The organism is Streptomyces diversicolor (assembly GCF_057537855.1).
Genome location: NZ_BAAJXA010000001.1, coordinates 75,048 through 94,939 on the forward strand (window position 1 = coordinate 75,048; position 19,892 = coordinate 94,939).

18 protein-coding genes and 1 riboswitch are annotated in these 19,892 nt (G+C 70.8%); of the genes, 17 read left to right on the forward strand and 1 reads right to left on the reverse strand.

The genetic code is table 11. The features are described from left to right. Nucleotides 1-24: 24 nt before the first annotated feature. The 15 genes from AC27LF_RS00315 (at nt 25) to AC27LF_RS00385 (ending at nt 15,764) form a co-directional block, all read left to right on the forward strand. Nucleotides 25-954, forward strand: coding sequence for an ABC transporter permease (locus AC27LF_RS00315; RefSeq protein ID WP_479660541.1), 930 nt, complete (start codon nt 25-27; stop codon nt 952-954). Beyond that, nucleotides 947-1,735 (forward strand): ABC transporter ATP-binding protein, encoded by a 789-nt coding sequence (locus AC27LF_RS00320; RefSeq protein ID WP_479660542.1) that lies wholly within the window; start codon nt 947-949, stop codon nt 1,733-1,735. The genes AC27LF_RS00315 and AC27LF_RS00320 overlap by 8 nt, the downstream gene beginning before the upstream one ends. 359 nt (nt 1,736-2,094) lie before the next feature. Next, nucleotides 2,095-2,997, forward strand: a complete 903-nt coding sequence (hpnC, locus tag AC27LF_RS00325) for a squalene synthase HpnC (protein WP_479660543.1) — start codon at nt 2,095-2,097, stop codon at nt 2,995-2,997. Beyond that, on the forward strand, nt 2,994-3,944 hold the full coding sequence (gene hpnD, locus AC27LF_RS00330; protein WP_479660544.1) for a presqualene diphosphate synthase HpnD: 951 nt from the start codon (nt 2,994-2,996) through the stop codon (nt 3,942-3,944). Before hpnC ends, hpnD begins: the two co-directional genes overlap by 4 nt. Beyond that, nucleotides 3,944-4,090 carry a DUF6380 family protein gene (locus AC27LF_RS00335; protein WP_479660545.1) on the forward strand — a complete coding sequence of 49 codons (147 nt, stop codon included), beginning with the start codon at nt 3,944-3,946 and terminating at the stop codon, nt 4,088-4,090. Before hpnD ends, AC27LF_RS00335 begins: the two co-directional genes overlap by 1 nt. After that, a complete protein-coding gene (gene hpnE, locus AC27LF_RS00340) occupies nt 4,087-5,514 on the forward strand; it encodes a hydroxysqualene dehydroxylase HpnE (protein WP_479660546.1) in 1,428 nt (475 codons plus the stop codon). Before AC27LF_RS00335 ends, hpnE begins: the two co-directional genes overlap by 4 nt. Continuing rightward, nucleotides 5,514-6,647 carry a polyprenyl synthetase family protein gene (locus tag AC27LF_RS00345; protein ID WP_479660547.1) on the forward strand — a complete coding sequence of 378 codons (1,134 nt, stop codon included), beginning with the start codon at nt 5,514-5,516 and terminating at the stop codon, nt 6,645-6,647. Before hpnE ends, AC27LF_RS00345 begins: the two co-directional genes overlap by 1 nt. Before the next feature lie 116 nt (nt 6,648-6,763). Beyond that, nucleotides 6,764-8,791 carry a squalene--hopene cyclase gene (shc, locus tag AC27LF_RS00350; protein WP_479660548.1) on the forward strand — a complete coding sequence of 676 codons (2,028 nt, stop codon included), beginning with the start codon at nt 6,764-6,766 and terminating at the stop codon, nt 8,789-8,791. Next, nucleotides 8,791-9,432 (forward strand): phosphorylase family protein, encoded by a 642-nt coding sequence (locus tag AC27LF_RS00355; protein WP_479660549.1) that lies wholly within the window; start codon nt 8,791-8,793, stop codon nt 9,430-9,432. The genes shc and AC27LF_RS00355 overlap by 1 nt, the downstream gene beginning before the upstream one ends. Nucleotides 9,433-9,437: 5 nt before the next feature. Continuing rightward, nucleotides 9,438-10,460 carry an adenosyl-hopene transferase HpnH gene (hpnH, locus tag AC27LF_RS00360; RefSeq protein ID WP_479660550.1) on the forward strand — a complete coding sequence of 341 codons (1,023 nt, stop codon included), beginning with the start codon at nt 9,438-9,440 and terminating at the stop codon, nt 10,458-10,460. A 4-nt stretch (nt 10,461-10,464) separates the two neighbouring features. After that, nucleotides 10,465-11,628, forward strand: coding sequence for a flavodoxin-dependent (E)-4-hydroxy-3-methylbut-2-enyl-diphosphate synthase (ispG, locus tag AC27LF_RS00365; RefSeq protein WP_487227776.1), 1,164 nt, complete (start codon nt 10,465-10,467; stop codon nt 11,626-11,628). A gap of 28 nt (nt 11,629-11,656) precedes the next feature. Further along, on the forward strand, nt 11,657-13,561 hold the full coding sequence (gene dxs, locus AC27LF_RS00370; RefSeq protein ID WP_479662004.1) for a 1-deoxy-D-xylulose-5-phosphate synthase: 1,905 nt from the start codon (nt 11,657-11,659) through the stop codon (nt 13,559-13,561). Next, nucleotides 13,558-14,943: an aspartate aminotransferase family protein gene (locus tag AC27LF_RS00375; RefSeq protein WP_479662003.1), complete on the forward strand. Its 1,386-nt coding sequence runs from the start codon at nt 13,558-13,560 to the stop codon at nt 14,941-14,943. Before dxs ends, AC27LF_RS00375 begins: the two co-directional genes overlap by 4 nt. 102 nt (nt 14,944-15,045) lie before the next feature. Further along, a complete protein-coding gene (locus AC27LF_RS00380) occupies nt 15,046-15,645 on the forward strand; it encodes a helix-turn-helix domain-containing protein (RefSeq protein ID WP_479662002.1) in 600 nt (199 codons plus the stop codon). Further along, nucleotides 15,642-15,764 (forward strand): DUF6126 family protein, encoded by a 123-nt coding sequence (locus tag AC27LF_RS00385; protein WP_479662001.1) that lies wholly within the window; start codon nt 15,642-15,644, stop codon nt 15,762-15,764. The genes AC27LF_RS00380 and AC27LF_RS00385 overlap by 4 nt, the downstream gene beginning before the upstream one ends. Before the next feature lie 47 nt (nt 15,765-15,811). Here AC27LF_RS00385 and AC27LF_RS00390 read toward each other — a convergent pair whose 3' ends face one another. Next, nucleotides 15,812-16,609, reverse strand: coding sequence for a tyrosine-protein phosphatase (locus AC27LF_RS00390; RefSeq protein ID WP_479662000.1), 798 nt, complete (start codon nt 16,607-16,609; stop codon nt 15,812-15,814). 668 nt (nt 16,610-17,277) lie between these two features. Then, nucleotides 17,278-17,435: riboswitch (cyclic di-AMP (ydaO/yuaA leader) on the forward strand. A 4-nt stretch (nt 17,436-17,439) separates the two neighbouring features. Here AC27LF_RS00390 and AC27LF_RS00395 point away from each other — a divergent pair. Further along, the gene (locus AC27LF_RS00395) at nt 17,440-18,414 is read left to right on the forward strand and encodes a M23 family metallopeptidase (RefSeq protein ID WP_479661999.1); all 975 of its coding nucleotides are present in this window, start codon (nt 17,440-17,442) and stop codon (nt 18,412-18,414) included. A gap of 247 nt (nt 18,415-18,661) precedes the next feature. Further along, on the forward strand, nt 18,662-19,447 hold the full coding sequence (locus tag AC27LF_RS00400; RefSeq protein WP_479662006.1) for an SGNH/GDSL hydrolase family protein: 786 nt from the start codon (nt 18,662-18,664) through the stop codon (nt 19,445-19,447). Nucleotides 19,448-19,892 lie beyond the last annotated feature (445 nt).

Here is a 19,892-nt window from a genome sequence, read left to right on the forward strand (position 1 = left end):
ACTCGAAGACGAAAGTTTCCACGCGTGAGTGAGACAACGCATGACGGCACGGTCGCGGTGACCGCGGCCGCGGCGCCCGACGAGGGACTGACGGCGGCGCAGCTCGCCGCCAAGTACGGGCTGGCCGTGAGCGGCGCCAGGCCCTCGCTCGTCGAGTACGTGCGTCAGCTGTGGGGGCGGCGGCACTTCATCCTGGCCTTCTCCCAGGCGAAGCTGACGGCCCAGTACAGCCAGGCCAAGCTCGGCCAGCTGTGGCAGGTCGCCACCCCGCTGCTGAACGCGGCCGTCTACTACCTCATCTTCGGCCTGATCCTCAAGGCCAGCCGGGGCATGTCGCACGACGTGTACATCCCCTTCCTGGTCACGGGCGTGTTCGTGTTCACCTTCACGCAGAGTTCGATCATGTCGGGCGTGCGCGCCATCTCCGGGAACCTGGGCCTGGTGCGCGCCCTGCACTTTCCGCGCGCCTCGCTGCCGATGTCCTTCGCGCTCCAGCAGCTCCAGCAGCTGCTGTTCTCGATGATCGTGATGTTCCTGGTCGTGATCGGCTTCGGCAGCTACCCCGGCCTGTCCTGGCTGCTGATCCTGCCGGCGCTCGCGCTGCAGTTCCTCTTCAACACCGGGCTCGCGCTGATCGTGGCCCGCATGGGCGCCAAGACGCCCGACCTGGCCCAGCTGATGCCGTTCGTGCTGCGTACCTGGATGTACACCTCCGGCGTCATGTTCTCGATCAACAAGATGCTCGAAGGCCGTCCCGAGTGGATCGTGCGGCTGCTCCAGGTCAACCCGGCCGCGGTCTACATGGACCTGATGCGCTTCGCGCTCATCGACGGCTACGGCTCCTCGAATCTGCCGCCGCATGTCTGGGCCATCGCCCTGTTCTGGGCCGTCGTCGTGTTCGTCGGCGGCTTCGTGTACTTCTGGAAGGCCGAGGAGCGCTACGGCCGTGGCTGAGCAGAGCACCGGGCAGACGGCCCCGACCGTCATCGCGGACGACCTGCACATCGTCTACCGCGTCAACGGCGCGCGGACCGGCAGGGGCAGCGCCACCGCGGCCCTCAGCCGCATCCTGCGGCGGGGCTCCGACGACACGGCGCGGGGCGTGCGCAAGGTGCACGCCGTGCGGGGTGTCTCCTTCGTCGCCCACCGGGGCGAGGCCATCGGCCTGATCGGCTCCAACGGGTCCGGCAAGTCCACCCTGCTGCGGGCCATCGCCGGACTGCTGCCGGCCGAACGCGGCAAGGTCTACACCGACGGCCAGCCCTCGCTGCTCGGCGTGAACGCGGCCCTGATGAACGACCTGACGGGCGAGCGCAACATCATCCTCGGCGGTCTCGCCATGGGCATGTCGCGCGAGCAGATCAGGGACCGCTACCAGGAGATCGTCGACTTCTCCGGCATCAACGAGAAGGGCGACTTCATCACCCTTCCGATGCGCACCTACTCCTCCGGCATGGCGGCCCGGCTGCGGTTCTCCATCGCCGCCGCCAAGGACCACGACGTCCTCATGATCGACGAGGCGCTGGCCACCGGCGACCGCAAGTTCCAAAAGCGCTCCGAGGAACGCATCAGGGCGCTGCGCAAGGAAGCCGGCACGGTGTTTCTGGTCAGCCACAACAACAAGTCGATCCGTGACACCTGCAACCGCGTGCTGTGGCTGGAACGCGGCGAGCTGCGGATGGACGGACCCACCGACGAGGTCCTCAAGGAGTACGAGAAGTTCACGGGCAAGTAGCCCGACACGCCCGGGGCCCCGCCGGAACCTTTCCGGCGGGGCCCGCGTCTGCAAAGGAAAAGTCAACTCGGGGGGCGCTTAGGAATCTTGACGCCAATCGGTGTGTTGTTGTGATGTGCAGGACACCCCGACGGACCTCGCTGCGTTGTACAACGTAAGCTGTAGCGGTCCTGGAATGCGGCAAGTGGGGCGATAATGCGCGACACCCTGCGCCAGGGCCGCCGTGCGGACGGCCGGGCGGCGTGTCCGAAATAGTGTGTATTGGTTCGGCAGTGTAGAACGGGAGATGTGACGGCAATGGCTACGGAGACTCCCCAGCTCAGCGCAGCATGTGCCGTCCCTGCCCCGGGTAGCGCACGGTGACGGGAACCGATACGGCGCGCCCGGGAAGCCCGGTGCGCGACACGCTCGACAAGGCCGCGGGCGAGAACTTCCCCGTGGCTCCGTTCTTCCTGCCCCGGGCCTGGCGCGAGGACCTGATGGCGGTCTACGGCTTCGCCCGCCTCGTCGACGACATCGGCGACGGCGACCTCGCCCCGGGCGGCGCCGACGCCCGGCTGCTCGGCGTGTCGCCCGAGCGGGCCGAGGACCGGCTCGCCCTCCTCGACGCCTTCGAGGCCGATCTGCGCCGCGTGTTCGACGCCACCCCGCGCCACCCGCTGCTGCGCCGCCTGCAACCCACCGTCCGGCGCCGCCTTCTCACCCCGGACCCCTTCCTCGGCCTGATCGCCGCCAACCGCCAGGACCAGCTCGTCAAGCGGTACGAGACCTACGACGACCTCCTCGCGTACTGCGAACTGTCCGCCAACCCCGTCGGCCGCCTCGTCCTCGCCGTCACCGGCACCTCGACCCCCGAGCGGATCCGCCTGTCCGACAAGATCTGCACCGCCCTGCAGATCGTCGAACACCTCCAGGATGTGGCCGAGGACTTCGGGCGCGACCGGATCTATCTGCCCGCCGCGGACATGAAGCGCTTTCATGTCCAGGAGGCGGATCTCGCCACGAAAATCACGGGCGCATCGGTGCGCGCCCTGGTTGCATACGAAGCCCAACGCGCCCACGATCTACTGAATGAAGGCGCCCCCCTGGTGGGTAGCGTCCACGGCAGGCTGAAGCTGCTGCTCGCGGGGTTCGTGGCAGGGGGGAGGGCGGCGATCCGGGCGATCGCCGCCGCCGAATACGACGTACTTCCCGGCCCGCCCAAGCCCGGCAAGGTCCAGTTGCTGCGCGAGGTGGGCGTGACTCTGCGAGGAGAGGGGTGATCCGGACCGTGGAGTCGCAAGCACACGCGTCCGCACCGGTACTCGCCGCCTACAGCTACTGCGAGGCCGTGACCGGACAACAGGCCCGTAACTTCGCGTACGGCATCAGACTGCTGCCGACGCGGAAGCGGCGCGCGATGTCGGCGCTGTACGCCTTCTCCCGGCGCATCGACGACATCGGCGACGGCGGGCTGGCGGACGACGTCAAGATCGCGCGGCTCGACGAGGCCCGGGCGCTGCTCGCCCGGGTCCGCGACGGCGCGGTCGCCGAGGACGACACGGACCCGGTCGCGGTCGCCCTCGCCCATGCCGCCGGCGCCTTCCCGATCCCGCTCGGCGGCCTCGACGAACTCATCGACGGCGTCCAGATGGACGTCCGCGGCGAGACCTACGAGACCTGGGACGACCTGAAGGTCTACTGCCGGTGCGTGGCGGGCGCCATCGGCCGGCTCTCGCTCGGCGTGTTCGGCACCGAACCCGGGGCGCGCGCCGCCGAGCGCGCCGCCGAGTACGCCGACACCCTGGGCCTGGCCCTGCAACTGACCAACATCCTGCGAGACGTCCGCGAGGACGCCGAGGGCGGCCGCACCTATCTGCCCGCGGACGACCTCGCCAAGTTCGGCTGCTCGGCCGGCTTCGACGGGCCGAAACCGCCTCAGGGCTCCGACTTCGCGGGCCTCGTGCACTTCGAAGTGCGACGGGCCCGCGCCCTTTTCGCCGAGGGCTACCGGCTGCTGCCCATGCTCGACCGGCGCAGCGGCGCGTGCGTGGCCGCCATGGCCGGGATCTACCGCAGGCTGCTCGACCGCATCGAACGCGAGCCCGAGGCCGTGCTGCGCGGCCGGGTCTCGCTGCCCGGACACGAGAAGGCGTATGTCGCCGTGCGCGGACTGTCCGGCCTCGACACCCGGCATGTGGCCCGGCGGACCGTCAGGAGGCGCGCCTGATGGACACGAGGAGCCAGGAGGAGCCGGGCGAGCCGGCCGGGCACCGGCAGGCAACCCTCCGGCGCGGCGCGGCGTCCCTGACGGAGACGACCCGCCGTGCACCGTTCGACCGGCGCGGCGGGCGGGCACGGAAGGACGCACCATGACCGACGGCACGCGGTCCGAGGGGCCGCACGCGGGCAGCCCGGAAGGCGCCGGGCGCAGCGCCGTCGTGGTCGGCGGCGGGCTGGCCGGAATCACGGCCGCGCTCGCGCTCGCCGACGCGGGCGTCCGTGTCACCCTGCTCGAAGGCAGGCCGAGACTGGGCGGCCTCGCCTTCTCCTTCCCGCGCGGCGAGCTGACCGTGGACAACGGCCAACACGTGTATCTGCGCTGCTGCACCGCCTACCGCTGGTTCCTCGACCGCATCGAGGGCGCGGAGCTGGCACCGCTGCAGAACCGTCTCGACGTGCCCGTCGTCGACCTCGACAAGCCCGAGGGACGGCGGCTCGGCAGACTGCGACGCGACCCGCTGCCCGTACCCCTGCACCTGGGCCGGAGCCTGGCCGCGTATCCGCACCTGTCGCTCGCCGAGCGGGCCAGGGTGGGGCGTGCCGCGCTCGCGCTCAAGGGGCTCGACCTCGCCGATCCGACCCTGGACACACAGGACTTCGGCAGCTGGCTGGCCGCTCACGGCCAGTCGGCGCGTGCCATCGAGGCCCTGTGGGACCTGGTCGGGGTCGCCACCCTCAACGCGGTCGCGGGCGACGCCTCGCTGGGGCTCGCCGCGATGGTGTTCAAGACCGGTCTGCTGTCCGACCCGGGCGCCGCCGACATCGGCTGGGCCCATGTACCGCTGGGCGAACTGCACGACCGGCTCGCCCGCAAGGCGCTCGACTCCGCGGGCGTGCGTACCGAGGTCCGTACACGCGTCACCTCCGTCTCTCATAACGAGAACGGCAGTTGGAGCGTTCAGGTTCCCGGCGAAGCACTCCGCGCCGACGCGGTCGTACTCGCCGTACCCCAGCGCGAGGCGCACGGCCTGCTGCCGCCCGGCGCCCTCGACGAACCCGACCGGCTGCTCGGCATCGGCACCGCGCCGATCCTCAACGTCCATGTGATCTACGACCGCAAGGTGCTCGGCCGGCCGTTCTTCACCGCCCTCGGCACCCCCGTGCAGTGGGTCTTCGACCGCACCCACGCCTCCGGGCTCGGCAGCGGCCAGTATCTCGCCGTGTCCCAGTCGGCCGTGCAGGACGAGATCGACCTGCCCGTGGCCGTGCTGCGTGAGCGCTATCTGCCCGAACTGGAACGGCTGCTGCCGGGCACGCGCGAGGCACGGGTGAAGGACTTCTTCGTCACCAGGGAGCGCACGGCGACGTTCGCCCCCACCCCCGGCGTCGGACGGCTGCGGCCCGGCGCCCGCACCAAGGCCCCCGGCCTGTACCTGGCCGGAGCGTGGACCGCCACCGGGTGGCCCGCGACCATGGAGAGTGCGGTCCGCAGCGGTGTGAGCGCGGCGGACGCCGCGCTCGGCGCCCTGGGCCGGCCCCGCCCGAGTCACCTCTTCGCGTTCGAGGAGGCGGCCTGATGCCCGATCAGCACACGGCAGGCCCCCGCACCCCCGGCACCGCAACAAGAGGAGAGACTGTGCCCCCTGTGCCCGAGGCCGCGACGGCCGCTCAAGCGACCGCGGTGGACGTGACCGCGCTCCTGGAGCGCGGCCGGACCCTGGCCACACCGGTACTGCGGGCGGCCGTCGACCGCCTGGCCCCTCCCATGGACACCGTGGCCGCCTACCACTTCGGCTGGATCGACGCCCAGGGCAACCCCGCCGACGGGGACGGCGGCAAGGCCGTGCGTCCCGCGCTCGCCGTGCTGTCAGCCGAGGTCACCGGCGCCCCCGCGGAAACCGGCATCCCCGGTGCCGTCGCCGTCGAACTGGTCCACAACTTCTCGCTGCTGCACGACGACCTGATGGACGGCGACGAGCAGCGCCGGCACCGCGACACCGTCTGGAAGGTGCACGGCCCCGCCCAGGCCATCCTGGTCGGCGACGCCCTGTTCGCCCTCGCCAACGAGATCCTGCTGGAACTGGGCACCGTCGAGGCGGGCCGCGCCACCCGCCGGCTGACCTCCGCCACCCGGGCCCTGATCGACGGCCAGGCGCAGGACATCTCCTACGAGCACCGCGACCGCGTCAGCGTCGAGGAGTGCCTGGAGATGGAGGGCAACAAGACCGGCGCGCTGCTCGCCTGCGCCTCCTCCATCGGCGCGGTGCTCGGCGGCGCCGACGACCGTACCGCCGACACCCTGGGAAGGTACGGCTACCACCTCGGCCTGGCCTTCCAGGCCGTCGACGACCTGCTCGGCATCTGGGGCGACCCGGAGGCCACCGGCAAGCAGACCTGGAGCGATCTGCGCCAACGCAAGAAGTCCCTGCCGGTCGTGGCCGCGCTCGCGGCGGGCGGCCCCGCCTCCACGCGGCTCGGCGAGATGCTTGCCGCCGACGCCAAGAGCAGTGACTTCGAGAACTTCTCCGAGGAGGAGTTCGCGGCCCGCGCCGCCCTCATCGAGGAGGCGGGCGGCCGCGAATGGACCGCCGACGAGGCGCGCCGCCAGTACACCATCGCCATCGAAGCCCTCGACGCCGTCGACATGCCCGACCAGGTACGGGCCCGGTTCACGGCGCTCGCCGACTTCGTCGTAGTCCGAAAGAGATGATCACTATCGGTCGAATAACCCTCGCGTAGTCGCCGGCCGGTGTCGAGGGATGACGGACACCGGCCGACGGCGGACCCACAGCAGCACGACTCGCACGACTGCACGAAGGGGAAGCCATGACAGCGACGACCGACGGAAGCACCGGGGCACTGCCGCCCCGCGCTGCCTCGGCCAGCGAAGCCCACCTCACGACCCCCGTGGCGGCCGGGGTACAAGAAGCCGCCGCACGCGCCGTACAGCGCGCCACCGACTTCCTGCTGGCACAGCAGGACGCCGAGGGCTGGTGGAAGGGCGACCTCGAAACGAACGTCACCATGGACGCCGAGGACCTGCTGCTCCGTCAGTTCCTGGGCATCCGCGACGACGCGACGACCCAGGCCGCCGCGCTGTTCATCCGCGGCGAACAGCGCCCGGACGGCACCTGGGCCACCTTCTTCGGCGGCCCGGGCGAACTGTCCACCACCATCGAGGCGTACGTCGCCCTCCGGTTGGCCGGCGACGCGCCCGACGCACCGCACATGGCCAGGGCCGCCGCCTGGATCCGCGAGCGGGGCGGCATCGCCGCCGCCCGCGTGTTCACCCGGATCTGGCTGGCTCTGTTCGGCTGGTGGAAGTGGGAGGACCTGCCCGAACTCCCGCCGGAGCTCATCTACTTCCCGAAGTGGTTCCCGCTGAACATCTACAACTTCGGGTGCTGGGCGCGGCAGACCATCGTGCCGCTCACCGTCGTCTCGGCGAAGCGCCCGGTGCGTCCTGCGCCGTTCACGCTCGACGAGCTGCACACCGACCCGGCCCGCCCCAACCCGCCCCGGCCGCTCGCCCCGGCGGCGAGCTGGGACGGCCTGTTCCAGCGGCTCGACAAGGTCGTGCGCGGCTACCGCACGATCGCCTCCCGGCGCCTGCGCAGGGCCGCGATGAACTCGGCGGCCAGTTGGATCATCGAGCGCCAGGAGAACGACGGCTGCTGGGGCGGCATCCAGCCGCCCGCCGTGTACTCCGTCATCGCCCTGCATCTGCTGGGCTACGACCTGGAACACCCCGTGATGCGGGCCGGACTTGAGTCGCTGGACCGTTACGCCGTGTGGCGCGAGGACGGCGCCCGGATGATCGAGGCGTGCCAGTCGCCGGTGTGGGACACCTGCCTGGCCACCATCGCCCTCGCCGACGCGGGCGTCCCCGCCGACCATCCGCAGTTGGTCAAGGCCGCCGACTGGATGCTCGGCGAGGAGATCGTGCGGCCCGGCGACTGGTCCGTGCGGCGTCCCGGACTCCCGCCGGGCGGCTGGGCGTTCGAGTTCCACAACGACAACTACCCCGACACCGACGACACCGCCGAGGTGCTGCTGGCGCTGCGCCGGGTCAGGCACCACGACCCGGAACGGGTCGAGAAGGCCATCGGGCGCGGGGTGCGCTGGGAACTCGGCATGCAGTCCAAGAACGGCGCGTGGGGCGCCTTCGACGCCGACAACACCAGCCCGTTCCCCAACCGGCTGCCGTTCTGCGACTTCGGCGAGGTCATCGACCCGCCGTCGGCCGACGTCACCGCGCATGTCGTCGAGATGCTGGCGGTCGAGGGCCTGGCGAACGACCCGCGCACCCGGCGCGGCGTCGACTGGCTGCTGGCCGAACAGGAGCCGGACGGCTCGTGGTTCGGACGCTGGGGCGTCAACTACGTCTATGGCACCGGATCGGTGGTGCCCGCGCTGGTCGCGGCCGGCCTGCCCGCCTCGCACCCGGCGATCAGGCGCGCCGTCGCCTGGCTGGAGTCGGTGCAGAACGACGACGGCGGCTGGGGCGAGGACCTGCGCTCCTACCATGACGCCAAGGGGTGGAGCGGGCGCGGCGCCTCGACCGCCTCGCAGACCGCGTGGGCGCTGATGGCGCTGCTCGCGGCGGGGGAGAAGGACGCCAAGTCCGTGCGGCGCGGCGTCCAGTGGCTCGCCGAGGCTCAGCGCGAGGACGGCTCATGGGACGAGCCGTACTTCACGGGCACCGGCTTCCCCTGGGACTTCTCCATCAACTACCACCTCTACCGCCAGGTGTTCCCGCTCACCGCGCTCGGCCGGTACGTGCACGGCGAGCCCTTCGCCGGCCAGGGCGCCGGTGCGGCCGGGAAGCCACGCGCCGACGCGGAGGCAAGCTGATGGACGCCCAGCCCGCCCCGGCACCGCTGCTGATCGCCTGCGCGCTCGGCATCGAGCACCTTGCCCTGCGCGCCGGTGAACGCGGTGGCGCGGGCGGGCCGGTCACCGTACTGCGCACCGGTATGGGGCCCAGGGCGGCGGAGCGCTCCGTCGCCCGGCTGCTGGCCGATCCCGCGCTCGCCGGGGCCGCGGTCCTCGCGACCGGCTTCTGCGCGGGACTCGCTCCCGGCATGCACCCCGGCGACCTGGTGGTCGCCGAGGAGACCCGGCACCCGCGCGGCGACGTCCCCTGCGTCGGGACCGAACTGCTCGTGAAGGAACTCGTGCGCACCGTGCCGGGGCGCACCGTCCACACCGGCCCGCTCACCGGCTCCGACCATGTGGTCCGCGGCCACGAGCGGTCCGATCTGCTCGCCACGGGCGCGATCGCGGTCGACATGGAGTCGGCCGCCACCCTGCTGAGCGCCGTCCGCGAGGGCGAGCGCCCTGTTGCGGCCGTCCGGGTGGTCGTGGATGCTCCAGAACATGAACTCGTCCGGATTGGCACGGTGCGCGGTGGGATATCCGCTTTCCGTGTTCTTCGTTCCGTACTTCCCGCATTTTTTGAATGGCACCGTTCGTTGCTGCTCCCTCGGAGGTGAGCCAGATGGCCATGCCCCTGCGCCAGTCCATCAAGGTCGCTACATACCTGGCTGAACAGAAGATCCGCAGGCGGGACAAGTTCCCGCTCATCGTAGAGCTGGAGCCGCTGTTCGCCTGCAACCTCAAGTGCGAGGGCTGCGGCAAGATCCAGCATCCGGCCGGCGTCCTCAAGCAGCGCATGCCGGTGGCCCAGGCCGTCGGCGCGGTGCTGGAGTCCGGTGCGCCGATGGTGTCCATCGCCGGCGGCGAGCCCCTGATGCACCCTCAGATCGACGAGATCGTGCGTCAGTTGGTCGCCAAGCGGAAATATGTGTTCCTGTGCACCAACGCGATGCTGTTGCGCAAGAAGATGGACAAGTTCACGCCCTCGCCCTACTTCGCCTTCGCCGTGCACATCGACGGGCTGCGCGAGCGGCACGACGAATCCGTTGCCAAGGAAGGCGTGTTCGACGAGGCCGTGGCGGCGATCAAGGAGGCCAAGCGGCGCGGCTTCCGGGTCACCACCAACTCGACCTTCTTCAATACGGACACCCCGCAGACCATCGTGGAGGTGCTCAACTTCCTGAACGACGACCTCAAGGTCGACGAGATGATGATCTCGCCCGCCTACGCCTACGAGAAGGCCCCGGACCAGGAGCACTTCCTCGGCGTCGAGCAGACCCGCGAACTGTTCAAGAAGGCGTTCTCGGGCGGCAACCGGCGGCGCTGGAGGCTCAACCACTCCCCGCTCTTCCTGGACTTCCTGGAGGGCAAGGTCGACTTCCCGTGCACCGCCTGGGCGATCCCCAACTACTCGCTGTTCGGCTGGCAGCGCCCCTGCTACCTGATGAGCGACGGGTATGTGCCGACGTACCGCGAACTGATCGAGAAGACCGACTGGGACAAGTACGGCCGGGGCAAGGACCCGCGCTGCGCCAACTGCATGGCGCACTGCGGCTACGAGCCCACCGCCGTGCTCGCCACCATGGGATCGCTCAAGGAGTCGCTGCGCGCCATGCGCGAGACCGTCTCCGGGAACCGGGAGTGACCCGATGACCGCCATCTCCCTGGGCGTCCCCGCAATCCCGCCCCGGCCGGTCGCCGAGCGTCGGCGCAGCCGGCAGATCCAGGTCGGTTCGGTGGCGGTGGGTGGGGACGCGCCGGTGTCGGTGCAGTCGATGACGACGACGCGTACGTCGGATGTGGGCGCGACGTTGCAGCAGATCGCGGAGTTGACGGCGTCGGGTTGTCAGATCGTGCGGGTGGCGTGTCCGACGCAGGACGATGCGGACGCGTTGGCGACGATCGCGCGCAAGTCGCAGATTCCGGTGATCGCGGACATTCATTTCCAGCCGAAGTATGTGTTCGCGGCGATCGAGGCCGGGTGTGCGGCGGTGCGGGTGAATCCGGGCAATATCAAGAAGTTCGATGATCAGGTGCGGGAGATCGCGAGGGCGGCTGCGGATCATGGCACTCCGATCCGGATCGGGGTGAACGCGGGGTCGTTGGACCGGCGGTTGCTGCAGAAGTACGGGAAGGCGACGCCGGAGGCGCTGGTGGAGTCGGCGCTGTGGGAGGCGTCGTTGTTCGAGGAGCACGGTTTCCGCGACATCAAGATCTCGGTGAAGCACAACGATCCGGTGGTGATGATCGAGGCGTACCGGCAGTTGGCGGAGCAGTGTGACTATCCGTTGCATCTGGGGGTGACGGAGGCGGGTCCGGCGTTCCAGGGGACGGTGAAGTCGGCGGTGGCGTTCGGTGCGCTGTTGTCGCAGGGGATCGGTGACACGATCCGGGTGTCGTTGTCGGCTCCGCCGGTGGAGGAGATCAAGGTCGGTATCCAGATTCTGGAGTCGTTGAATCTGCGGCAGCGGGGTCTGGAGATCGTGTCGTGTCCGTCGTGCGGGCGTGCGCAGGTGGATGTGTACAAGTTGGCGGAGGAGGTCACGGCGGGTCTGACGGGGATGGAGGTGCCGTTGCGGGTCGCGGTGATGGGGTGTGTGGTCAATGGTCCGGGTGAGGCGCGGGAGGCGGATCTGGGTGTGGCCTCGGGCAATGGCAAGGGGCAGATCTTTGTGAAGGGTGAGGTGATCAAGACGGTGCCCGAGTCGAAGATCGTCGAGACCCTGATCGAGGAGGCGATGAAGATCGCCGAGCAGATGGAGGCCGACGGCGCCCCCACCGGCACGGGGACACCGGCAGTGACAGTGAGTTGAGCAAGCACGAACCGAGAGGGGGCCGAGCGTGACGATTCTGGAGAGCATCCGGGGACCACGCGACCTGAAAGGGCTGTCCGAGGCGGAACTCGGTGAACTGTCCGAAGAAATACGCGAGTTCCTGGTGACCGCGGTGGCCAGGACCGGCGGTCACCTCGGGCCCAACCTGGGCGTGGTGGAACTCACCGTCGCACTGCACCGGGTCTTCGAGTCGCCGGTCGACCGCATCCTGTGGGACACCGGCCACCAGAGCTATGTGCACAAACTCTTGACAGGACGTCAGGACTTCTCGAAGCTGCGCGGCAAGGGCGGCCTGTCCGGCTATCCCTCCCGCGAGGAGTCCGAGCACGACGTCATCGAGAACAGCCACGCCTCCACCGCGCTCGGCTGGGCCGACGGGCTCGCCAAGGCCCGCCAGGTGCAGGGCGAGAAGGGCCATGTGGTCGCGGTCATCGGCGACGGCGCGCTCACCGGCGGCATGGCCTGGGAGGCGCTGAACAACATCGCCGCCGCGAAGGACCGCCCACTGATCATCGTGGTCAACGACAACGAGCGGTCGTACGCCCCCACCATCGGCGGCCTCGCCAACCACCTCGCCGCCCTGCGCACGACCGACTCCTACGAGAAGGTGCTCGCCTGGGGCAAGGACGTCCTGCTGCGCACCCCGGTGGTCGGCCCCACCGTCTACGAGTCGCTGCACGGCGCGAAGAAGGGCTTCAAGGACGCCTTCGCCCCGCAGGGCATGTTCGAGGACCTGGGCCTGAAGTACGTCGGCCCGATCGACGGCCACGACATCAAGGCCGTCGAGTCCGCGCTGCGCCGCGCCAAACGCTTCCACGGTCCGGTCCTCGTGCACTGCCTCACCGAGAAGGGCCGCGGCTACGAGCCGGCCCTGGCGCACGAGGAGGACCACTTCCACACCGTCGGCGTGATGGACCCGCTCACCTGCGAGCCGCTGGCGCCCGCCGACGGGCCGTCCTGGACGTCGGTGTTCGGCGACGAGATCGTCCGCATCGGGGAACAGCGGGACGACGTCGTGGCGATCACGGCGGCCATGCTGCACCCGGTGGGCCTCGGCAAGTTCGCCGAGCGCTTCCCCGACCGGGTGTGGGACGTCGGCATCGCCGAGCAGCACGCGGCCGTGTCGGCGGCGGGCCTGGCGACCGGCGGGCTGCACCCGGTCGTCGCCGTCTACGCCACCTTCCTCAACCGCGCCTTCGACCAGCTGCTGATGGACGTCGCCCTGCACCGCTGCGGCGTGACCTTCGTCCTGGACCGGGCCGGCGTCACCGGCAGCGACGGCGCATCCCACAACGGCATGTGGGACATGTCGGTCCTCCAGGTCGTGCCCGGCCTCAGAATCGCCGCGCCGCGCGACGCCGACCAGCTGCGCGCCCAGTTGCGGGAGGCCGTCGCCGTCGACGACGCGCCCACGCTGGTCCGCTTCCCGAAGGAGTCGGTCGGGCCGCGGATCCCCGCGGTCGACCGCGTCGGCGGCATGGACGTGCTGCACCGGGCCGGGCGGCCCGACGTCCTGCTGGTGGCCGTCGGCGTCATGGCCCCGGTGTGTCTGCAGACCGCGGAGCTGCTTCAGGCACGCGGCATCGGCTGCACGGTGGTCGACCCGCGCTGGGTCAAACCGGTCGACCCGGATCTGCCCGGGCTCGCCGCGGGCCACCGCCTGGTGGCCGTCGTGGAGGACAACAGCCGGGCCGCCGGGGTGGGTTCCGCCGTGGCGCTGGCGCTCGGCGACGCGGACGTCGACGTGCCGGTGCGCCGGTTCGGCATCCCGGAGCAGTTCCTCGCGCACGCCAAGCGCGGGGAGGTGCTGGCAGACATCGGCCTCACCCCCGTCGAGATCGCCGGACGGATCGGCGCGAGCCTCGCCGTCAGGGAGCTGAGCGACGGCACAGTCAAGGAGACAGCTGAATGACCAAGGAGTTCGACCTCGGCGCCCTCCTGGCCGAGCGCGGAGCCGAGCGCTACGAGCTGCACACCGCGTACCTGAACCACCAGCTCCCGCGCATGCTGCACACCATCGGCTTCGACAAGGTCTACGAGCGGGCCGAGGGCGCCTACTTCTGGGACGCGGACGGCAACGACTACCTGGACATGCTCGCCGGGTTCGGGGTGATGGGCCTGGGCCGCCACCACCCGGTCGTACGCAAGGCGCTGCACGACGTCCTCGACGCCCAGCTCGCCGACCTGACCCGGTTCGACTGCCAGCCGCTGCCCGGACTGCTGGCCGAACGGCTCCTCGCGCACAGCCCGCACCTGGACCGGGTGTTCTTCGGCAACAGCGGCACGGAGGCGGTGGAGACCGCGCTGAAGTTCGCCCGGTTCGCCACCGGCAGGCCGCGGATCCTCTACTGCGACCACGCCTTCCACGGCCTGACCACGGGCTCGCTGTCGGTCAACGGCGAGAAGGGCTTCCGGGACGGCTTCGCCCCGCTGCTGCCCGACACGGCCGTACCCCTCGGCGATCTCGACGCCCTCGCCCGGGAACTGGCGAAGGGCGACGTCGCCGCGCTGGTCGTCGAACCGATCCAGGGCAAGGGCGTGCACGAGGCACCGCCCGGCTATCTGCGCGCGGCCCAGGACCTGCTGCACCGGCACAAGGCCCTGCTGATCGCCGACGAGGTGCAGACCGGACTCGGCCGGACCGGTGACTTCTACGCCTACCAGCACGAGGACGGCGTCGAACCGGACCTGGTGTGTGTGGCCAAGGCACTGTCCGGTGGGTATGTGCCGGTCGGCGCCACCCTCGGCAAGGACTGGATCTTCAAGAAGGTCTACTCGTCCATGGACCGGGTGCTGGTCCACTCGGCGAGCTTCGGCTCCAACGCGCAGGCGATGGCCGCCGGTCTTGCCGTGCTGGCCGTGATGGAGGACGAGCAGATCGTCGCACGCGCCCGGGCGACCGGCGAGCAGTTGCGCTCGCGGCTGGCCGCGCTCGTCGACAAGTACGAACTGCTCGCCGACGTCCGCGGCCGGGGCCTGATGATCGGCATCGAGTTCGGCAGGCCCAGCTCGCTCAAGCTGCGCAGCCGCTGGGCCATGCTCCAGGCCGCCCGCAAGGGCCTGTTCGCACAGATGGTCGTGGTCCCGCTGCTCCAGCGGCACCGCATCCTGACCCAGGTCTCCGGCGACCACCTGGAGGTGATCAAGCTGATTCCGCCGCTGGTCATCGGGGAGGCCGAGGTCGACCGGTTCGTGGACGCCTTCACCGCGGTGATGGACGACGCGCACAGCGGTGGCGGTCTGATGTGGGACTTCGGCAAGACGCTCATCAAGCAGGCGGTCGCCAACCGCTGACGATCCCGCCCGGCGCCGCCGGTTGCCTCTGAGGTCTTTGCGTCCTTTGCCTCAGAGGCAAGAAATTTGCCCCACGGGTAAAAGCTGCGGCTCAATGGAGGCATGTCCTCCTCCGAAGCCGAGCTGTCCGCGGTCGCGCCCCAGCTCCGCTCGCTGCGCCGCCGCGCCGGCCTCACGCTGGAGGCGGCGGCGCACTCCGCGGGGCTGTCGCCCGCCCATCTGTCCCGGCTGGAGACCGGGCAGCGCCAGCCCTCCCTGCCGATGCTGCTCGCACTGGCCCGCGTCTACGGTACGACCGTCTCGGACCTGCTCGGCGAGACCGTCGCCGACCGGGACGCGATCGTGCGCGCCGCCGACATGGAACCGACCCGTGCGGGCGGCTGGACCTACTGGCAGGCCGGCGCTCCCGGCCGCGGCATGCAGGCATTGCGCGTCCATGTGCCCCACGGCTCGCAGCGCGACATCGTGCGCGTGCACCCCGGCGAGGAGTGGCTGTACGTCCTCAAGGGCCGGCTCGCACTGCGCCTCGGGGACACCGCCCATGTCCTCGCTCCCGGCGACAGCGCGCACTTCGACTCGCTGACCCCGCACCGCCTCGCCGCCGAGGACCACGACGGGGTGGAGCTCCTGTTCGTCCACACCCTGCTGCAAAGTCCCACGGCCGCGCTGTGCCTGGGCCCCATCACTGGAGAGCTGCCATGAGTGACATGGAGGAGAAGTTCCCGCGCGCCCTGTGGATCCGGCTGATCATCTACATCGCCGTCGGCCACCTCGTGGCGGGCTTCATCTATCTGCTGTTCGAGGTGGGTGCCAAGGGATGAGCGGCGACGGGACGACGGCCGGGTGACGGCCCCGGGGTGAGCGTCCGTCAGTCCAGCAGCCGCTCGCGCAGCCGCTCCCGGGTCCGCGGCGCCAGACCCAGCCCCTGTTCCAGATAGGCGTCGACACCACCCCAGGTCTGCTCCACCGTCTCCATGGCGGCCGTCAGATACGCGGCGCGCGCGTCGAACAGCGGGCTGAGCAGTTCCATGATCTCGGGCGTGTACGCGGTGTCCGCGCTGCCGCTGCGGCGCACCCGGTAGCGGCGGTGCTTGGCGTTCGACTCCAGGTAGTCGGCCAGGATCGCCTCGCGCTCCACGCCGAGGGCCAGCAGGGTCACGGCGATGGACAGGCCCGCGCGGTCCTTGCCCGCCGCGCAGTGCATCAGCGCCGGGACGCTGTCCTCCGCCAGCGCGTGCAGCACCCTGGAGTGCTCGGCGGTGCGCTCCGTGATGATCGAGCGGTACGAGACGATCATCCGGTGCTCGGCCTTTCCGTCGCCCAGCAGCTGCCGCAGCTGGCCGACGTCGCCGTCGCGGACCATCGTCCAGAACTCGGCGCCGTCCGCCGGGTCGGTCAGCGGCAGGTTGACGTTGCGTACGCCGGGCAGCGCGACGTCCGGCCCCTCCAGCTTCTGGTCGGCGGCGTTGCGGAAGTCGAAGATCGTGTGCAGGCCCAGGGAGGAGAGGAACGCGGCGTCGGACTCGGTGGCATGCGCCAGGTGGCCGCTGCGGAACAGCACGCCGGGGCGCACCCGCCGGCCGTCCGCGGTCGGCAGTCCGCCCACGTCACGGAAGTTGCGCACACCGGCGAGTTCGGGCTCGGTCGAGGGGACCTGCTGCGTCACGGAGGCTCCTTGTGGTCGGACCCCGCGACGCGGCTCGTCGACGGGCACGCCGTCGACCATACGACATGGTTTTCCCGCGGCAACGAGTTGTCCACAGGCGTCGCCCCACGGGCCCGCGGCACTTGATGACGTCGAGGCGTGAGCGCAGCCGTGGGCCCTTGTGGCATCCGATGACGGACGGCGCCGAGGACGGTCGTACCCGGCTCCTGGGCGACGCAGCGATACGGCGACCCGTTCCGGCGTACGGCTGGCGGACTCGATCCGCCGGCGTCGTATAAATGCCGCTAAACGGGCGAAATGCCTCGTGGTGCGGTGCTGTTGGCGTCCAGGTCGTCGCGGAGTCCGGTGTGCGGCCCGTGGCGCGCGGTCCTTCGACCACATCACCTCTGACCCTTATGGCCGAATTGCGGGTTATGCGATGGAGGGCGTGAGGAGCGTCATAGCCGTGACGGTGCGTCGTCCGTCATGACCACGTAATGCACAAGCCCCTTGCGGGACTTGGGAAGGCTCGCCACCCGGAGATGCACGGACGGTGACCGGGAATTCCCGTGACGGATCAACGGAAACGCGCACCGGGTGAAGCGGCTCCTTGTCCGTTCGCGTCCCGCTCGCTTACGTTCGCCACCAATCCGGACGGACCGCCGAATCCTGCCGCCGCCCGGATCCCGACACACCACTCACCCGTGCACGGCAGGAGCGGGGGACCCACCAGGCACGACCGCCTGTCCCGGTCTCCGGGACGGCTAGGGGTGAAGCCGCGCCACGCGCGGCCGGGCAGCTCCAGCCCGAACCCGACAGCTCACCTCGCAGGCGCCGGAGAGGAATTCGCCATGCCCGCGAAGGGTAAGCACCGCCGCCCCAAGTCACAGCGCCTCACCCGCTCCCTCGCCGCCGCCGGAACCGGCGGCGCCGCGCTCGCCCTGCCGCTGATCGGCGCCGCCGGGGCACACGCCGCCACCCCCGAGACGGCACCCCACGCCGCCGCGCAGCAGTCCGTCCCATCAGGCGCCGGCACCGTCGAGAAGAAGACGGGCGCCGCTGACTCCGGCACCCGGACCTACTCGGTGCGGCCCGGCGACTGGCTCGCCAAGATCGCCGAGGAACAGGGCGTCGGCGGCGGCTGGCAGCGGATCTACCAGGACAACCGTGAGGCGATCGGCGGCAATCCCTCGCTGATCCACCCCGGTCTGAAGCTCACGCTCGGCGAGCGGGCCGCGACGGGGACCGGCTCCTCGTCGTCCACCGAGCCTTCCTCCGCGAAGTCCTCGTCCGACAGGTCCGGCGGGTCCGACGGGTCCTACGGGTCCGCACAGCCGTCGACGCCGCCGTCGTCCGACACCTCGTCCGACAGTGCTCCGGTCGCCCAGAACACCGGGGCCGCCGACACCGCCGCCACCACCGGCTACGGCCTCCCCGTCGACGGCGCCCGCATCGGGACCGCCTACCGCACGGCGGGCAGCATGTGGTCCAGCGGCTATCACACCGGTGTCGACTTCGTCGTCCCGACCGGCACCTCGCTCAAGGCGGTCGGCGCGGGCACCGTCGTCTCCGCCGGCTGGGGCGGCGCCTACGGCAACCAGGTGGTCCTCAGGCTCGGCGACGGCCACTACGCGCAGTACGCCCACCTGTCACAGCTGTCCGTCTCGGCCGGCCAGACCGTGACCCCGGGCCAGCAGGTCGGCCTGTCCGGTGCGACCGGCAATGTGACGGGCCCGCACCTGCACTTCGAGATACGCACCACGCCGAACTACGGCTCGGACGTCGACCCGCTCGCCTACCTCCGCTCGCACGGCGTCACCGTCTGACGCAGCGGCACCCCCACACGGGGAGGGGCGCACCGGGAACCCGGTGCGCCCCTCCCCGTGTGGGCCCTGCGGGCACGGCAATTCTCAGCCCAACACCCCTGCCGTCCGGCCTATTCCCGCGTTGGGAATCTCTTGGGGAGTGTCTTATCTCACCGTTCGTCAACCCCTTCCTACGATCGCGTAGGTCACATCCGAAGGGGAATCATGGGCCGACGTGGCAGACGATTCGAAGAGTGACAACACAGCTGTGATCGGGTCGTACGTGGCGGTGGGGGACAGCTTCACCGAGGGCGTCGGCGACCCCGGCCCCGACGGGGCGTTCGTCGGCTGGGCCGACCGGTTCGCGGTCCTGCTCGCGGACCGCCGGCCCGAGGGCGACTTCCAGTACACCAATCTCGCCGTGCGCGGGCGGCTGCTCGACCAGATCGTGGCCGAGCAGATCCCCCAGGCGGTCCAACTCGCCCCGGACCTCGTCTCCTTCTGCGCCGGCGGCAACGACATCCTGCGGCCCGGCACCGACCCGGACGAGGTGGCCGAGCGTTTCGAACGGGCCGTGGCCCGGCTCACCGCGGCGGCCGGCACCGTCATGGTGACGACCGGCTTCGACACCCGCGGCGTGCCCGTGCTCAAGCATCTGCGCGGCAGGATCGCCACCTACAACGGGCACGTCCGGGCGATCGCCGACCGGTACGGCTGCCCCGTGCTCGACCTGTGGTCCCTGAAGGCCGTACAGGACCGCAGGGCCTGGGACGACGACCGCCTCCACCTCTCGCCGGAGGGTCACACCCGTGTCGCGCTGCGGGCCGGCCAGGTCCTCGGCGTCGAGGTCCCGGCCGACCCGGAACAGCCCTGGCCGCCGCTGCCGCCCCGCGGCACCCTCGAAGTGCGCCGCGACGACGTCCACTGGGCCCGCGAGTACCTGGTCCCGTGGATCGGGCGCCGGCTGCGCGGAGAGTCCTCGGGCGACCATGTGACGGCCAAGGGCACGCTCTCCCCGGACGACATCCGGACGCGCATCGCCTCCGTGGCCTGAACCGCCGGGGCGGGGGCCGCACCGGGCCCCGCCCCGGCGCGCGCGCCGTTCGGCGCAGCCGTGCCGGGTCCCTGTCCTGGCGCGCGCCGTTCGGCGCAGCCGTGCCGTCAGCGCCTCCGGCACCAGACACAGTTCGCAGGAGACCGCCTCGTCCGCCCACACCCGGCGCCCGGGACCGCGGCACCGCGCCCGGGTACGACGTGAGCCGCACGCGAGCCCGCACAGCAGTGCCGTCGGACACCGCCCCGCGACCGGCTGGGCCTGCGCAGGCGACCTCGCCCGAGGCGATCACCGTCCTCCACCGGCTGCCCGGGCCCAGGGCGACGTCCCGGCCCGCCGGCTCACGAGGCGCCACCGCCCAGCCGTCGGTCCGCGGCTCGGCTTTGTCGACGCATACACCGGCGCACGACCGCGAGCAGCGCGCTCGTACGACGTCCGGCAGCCC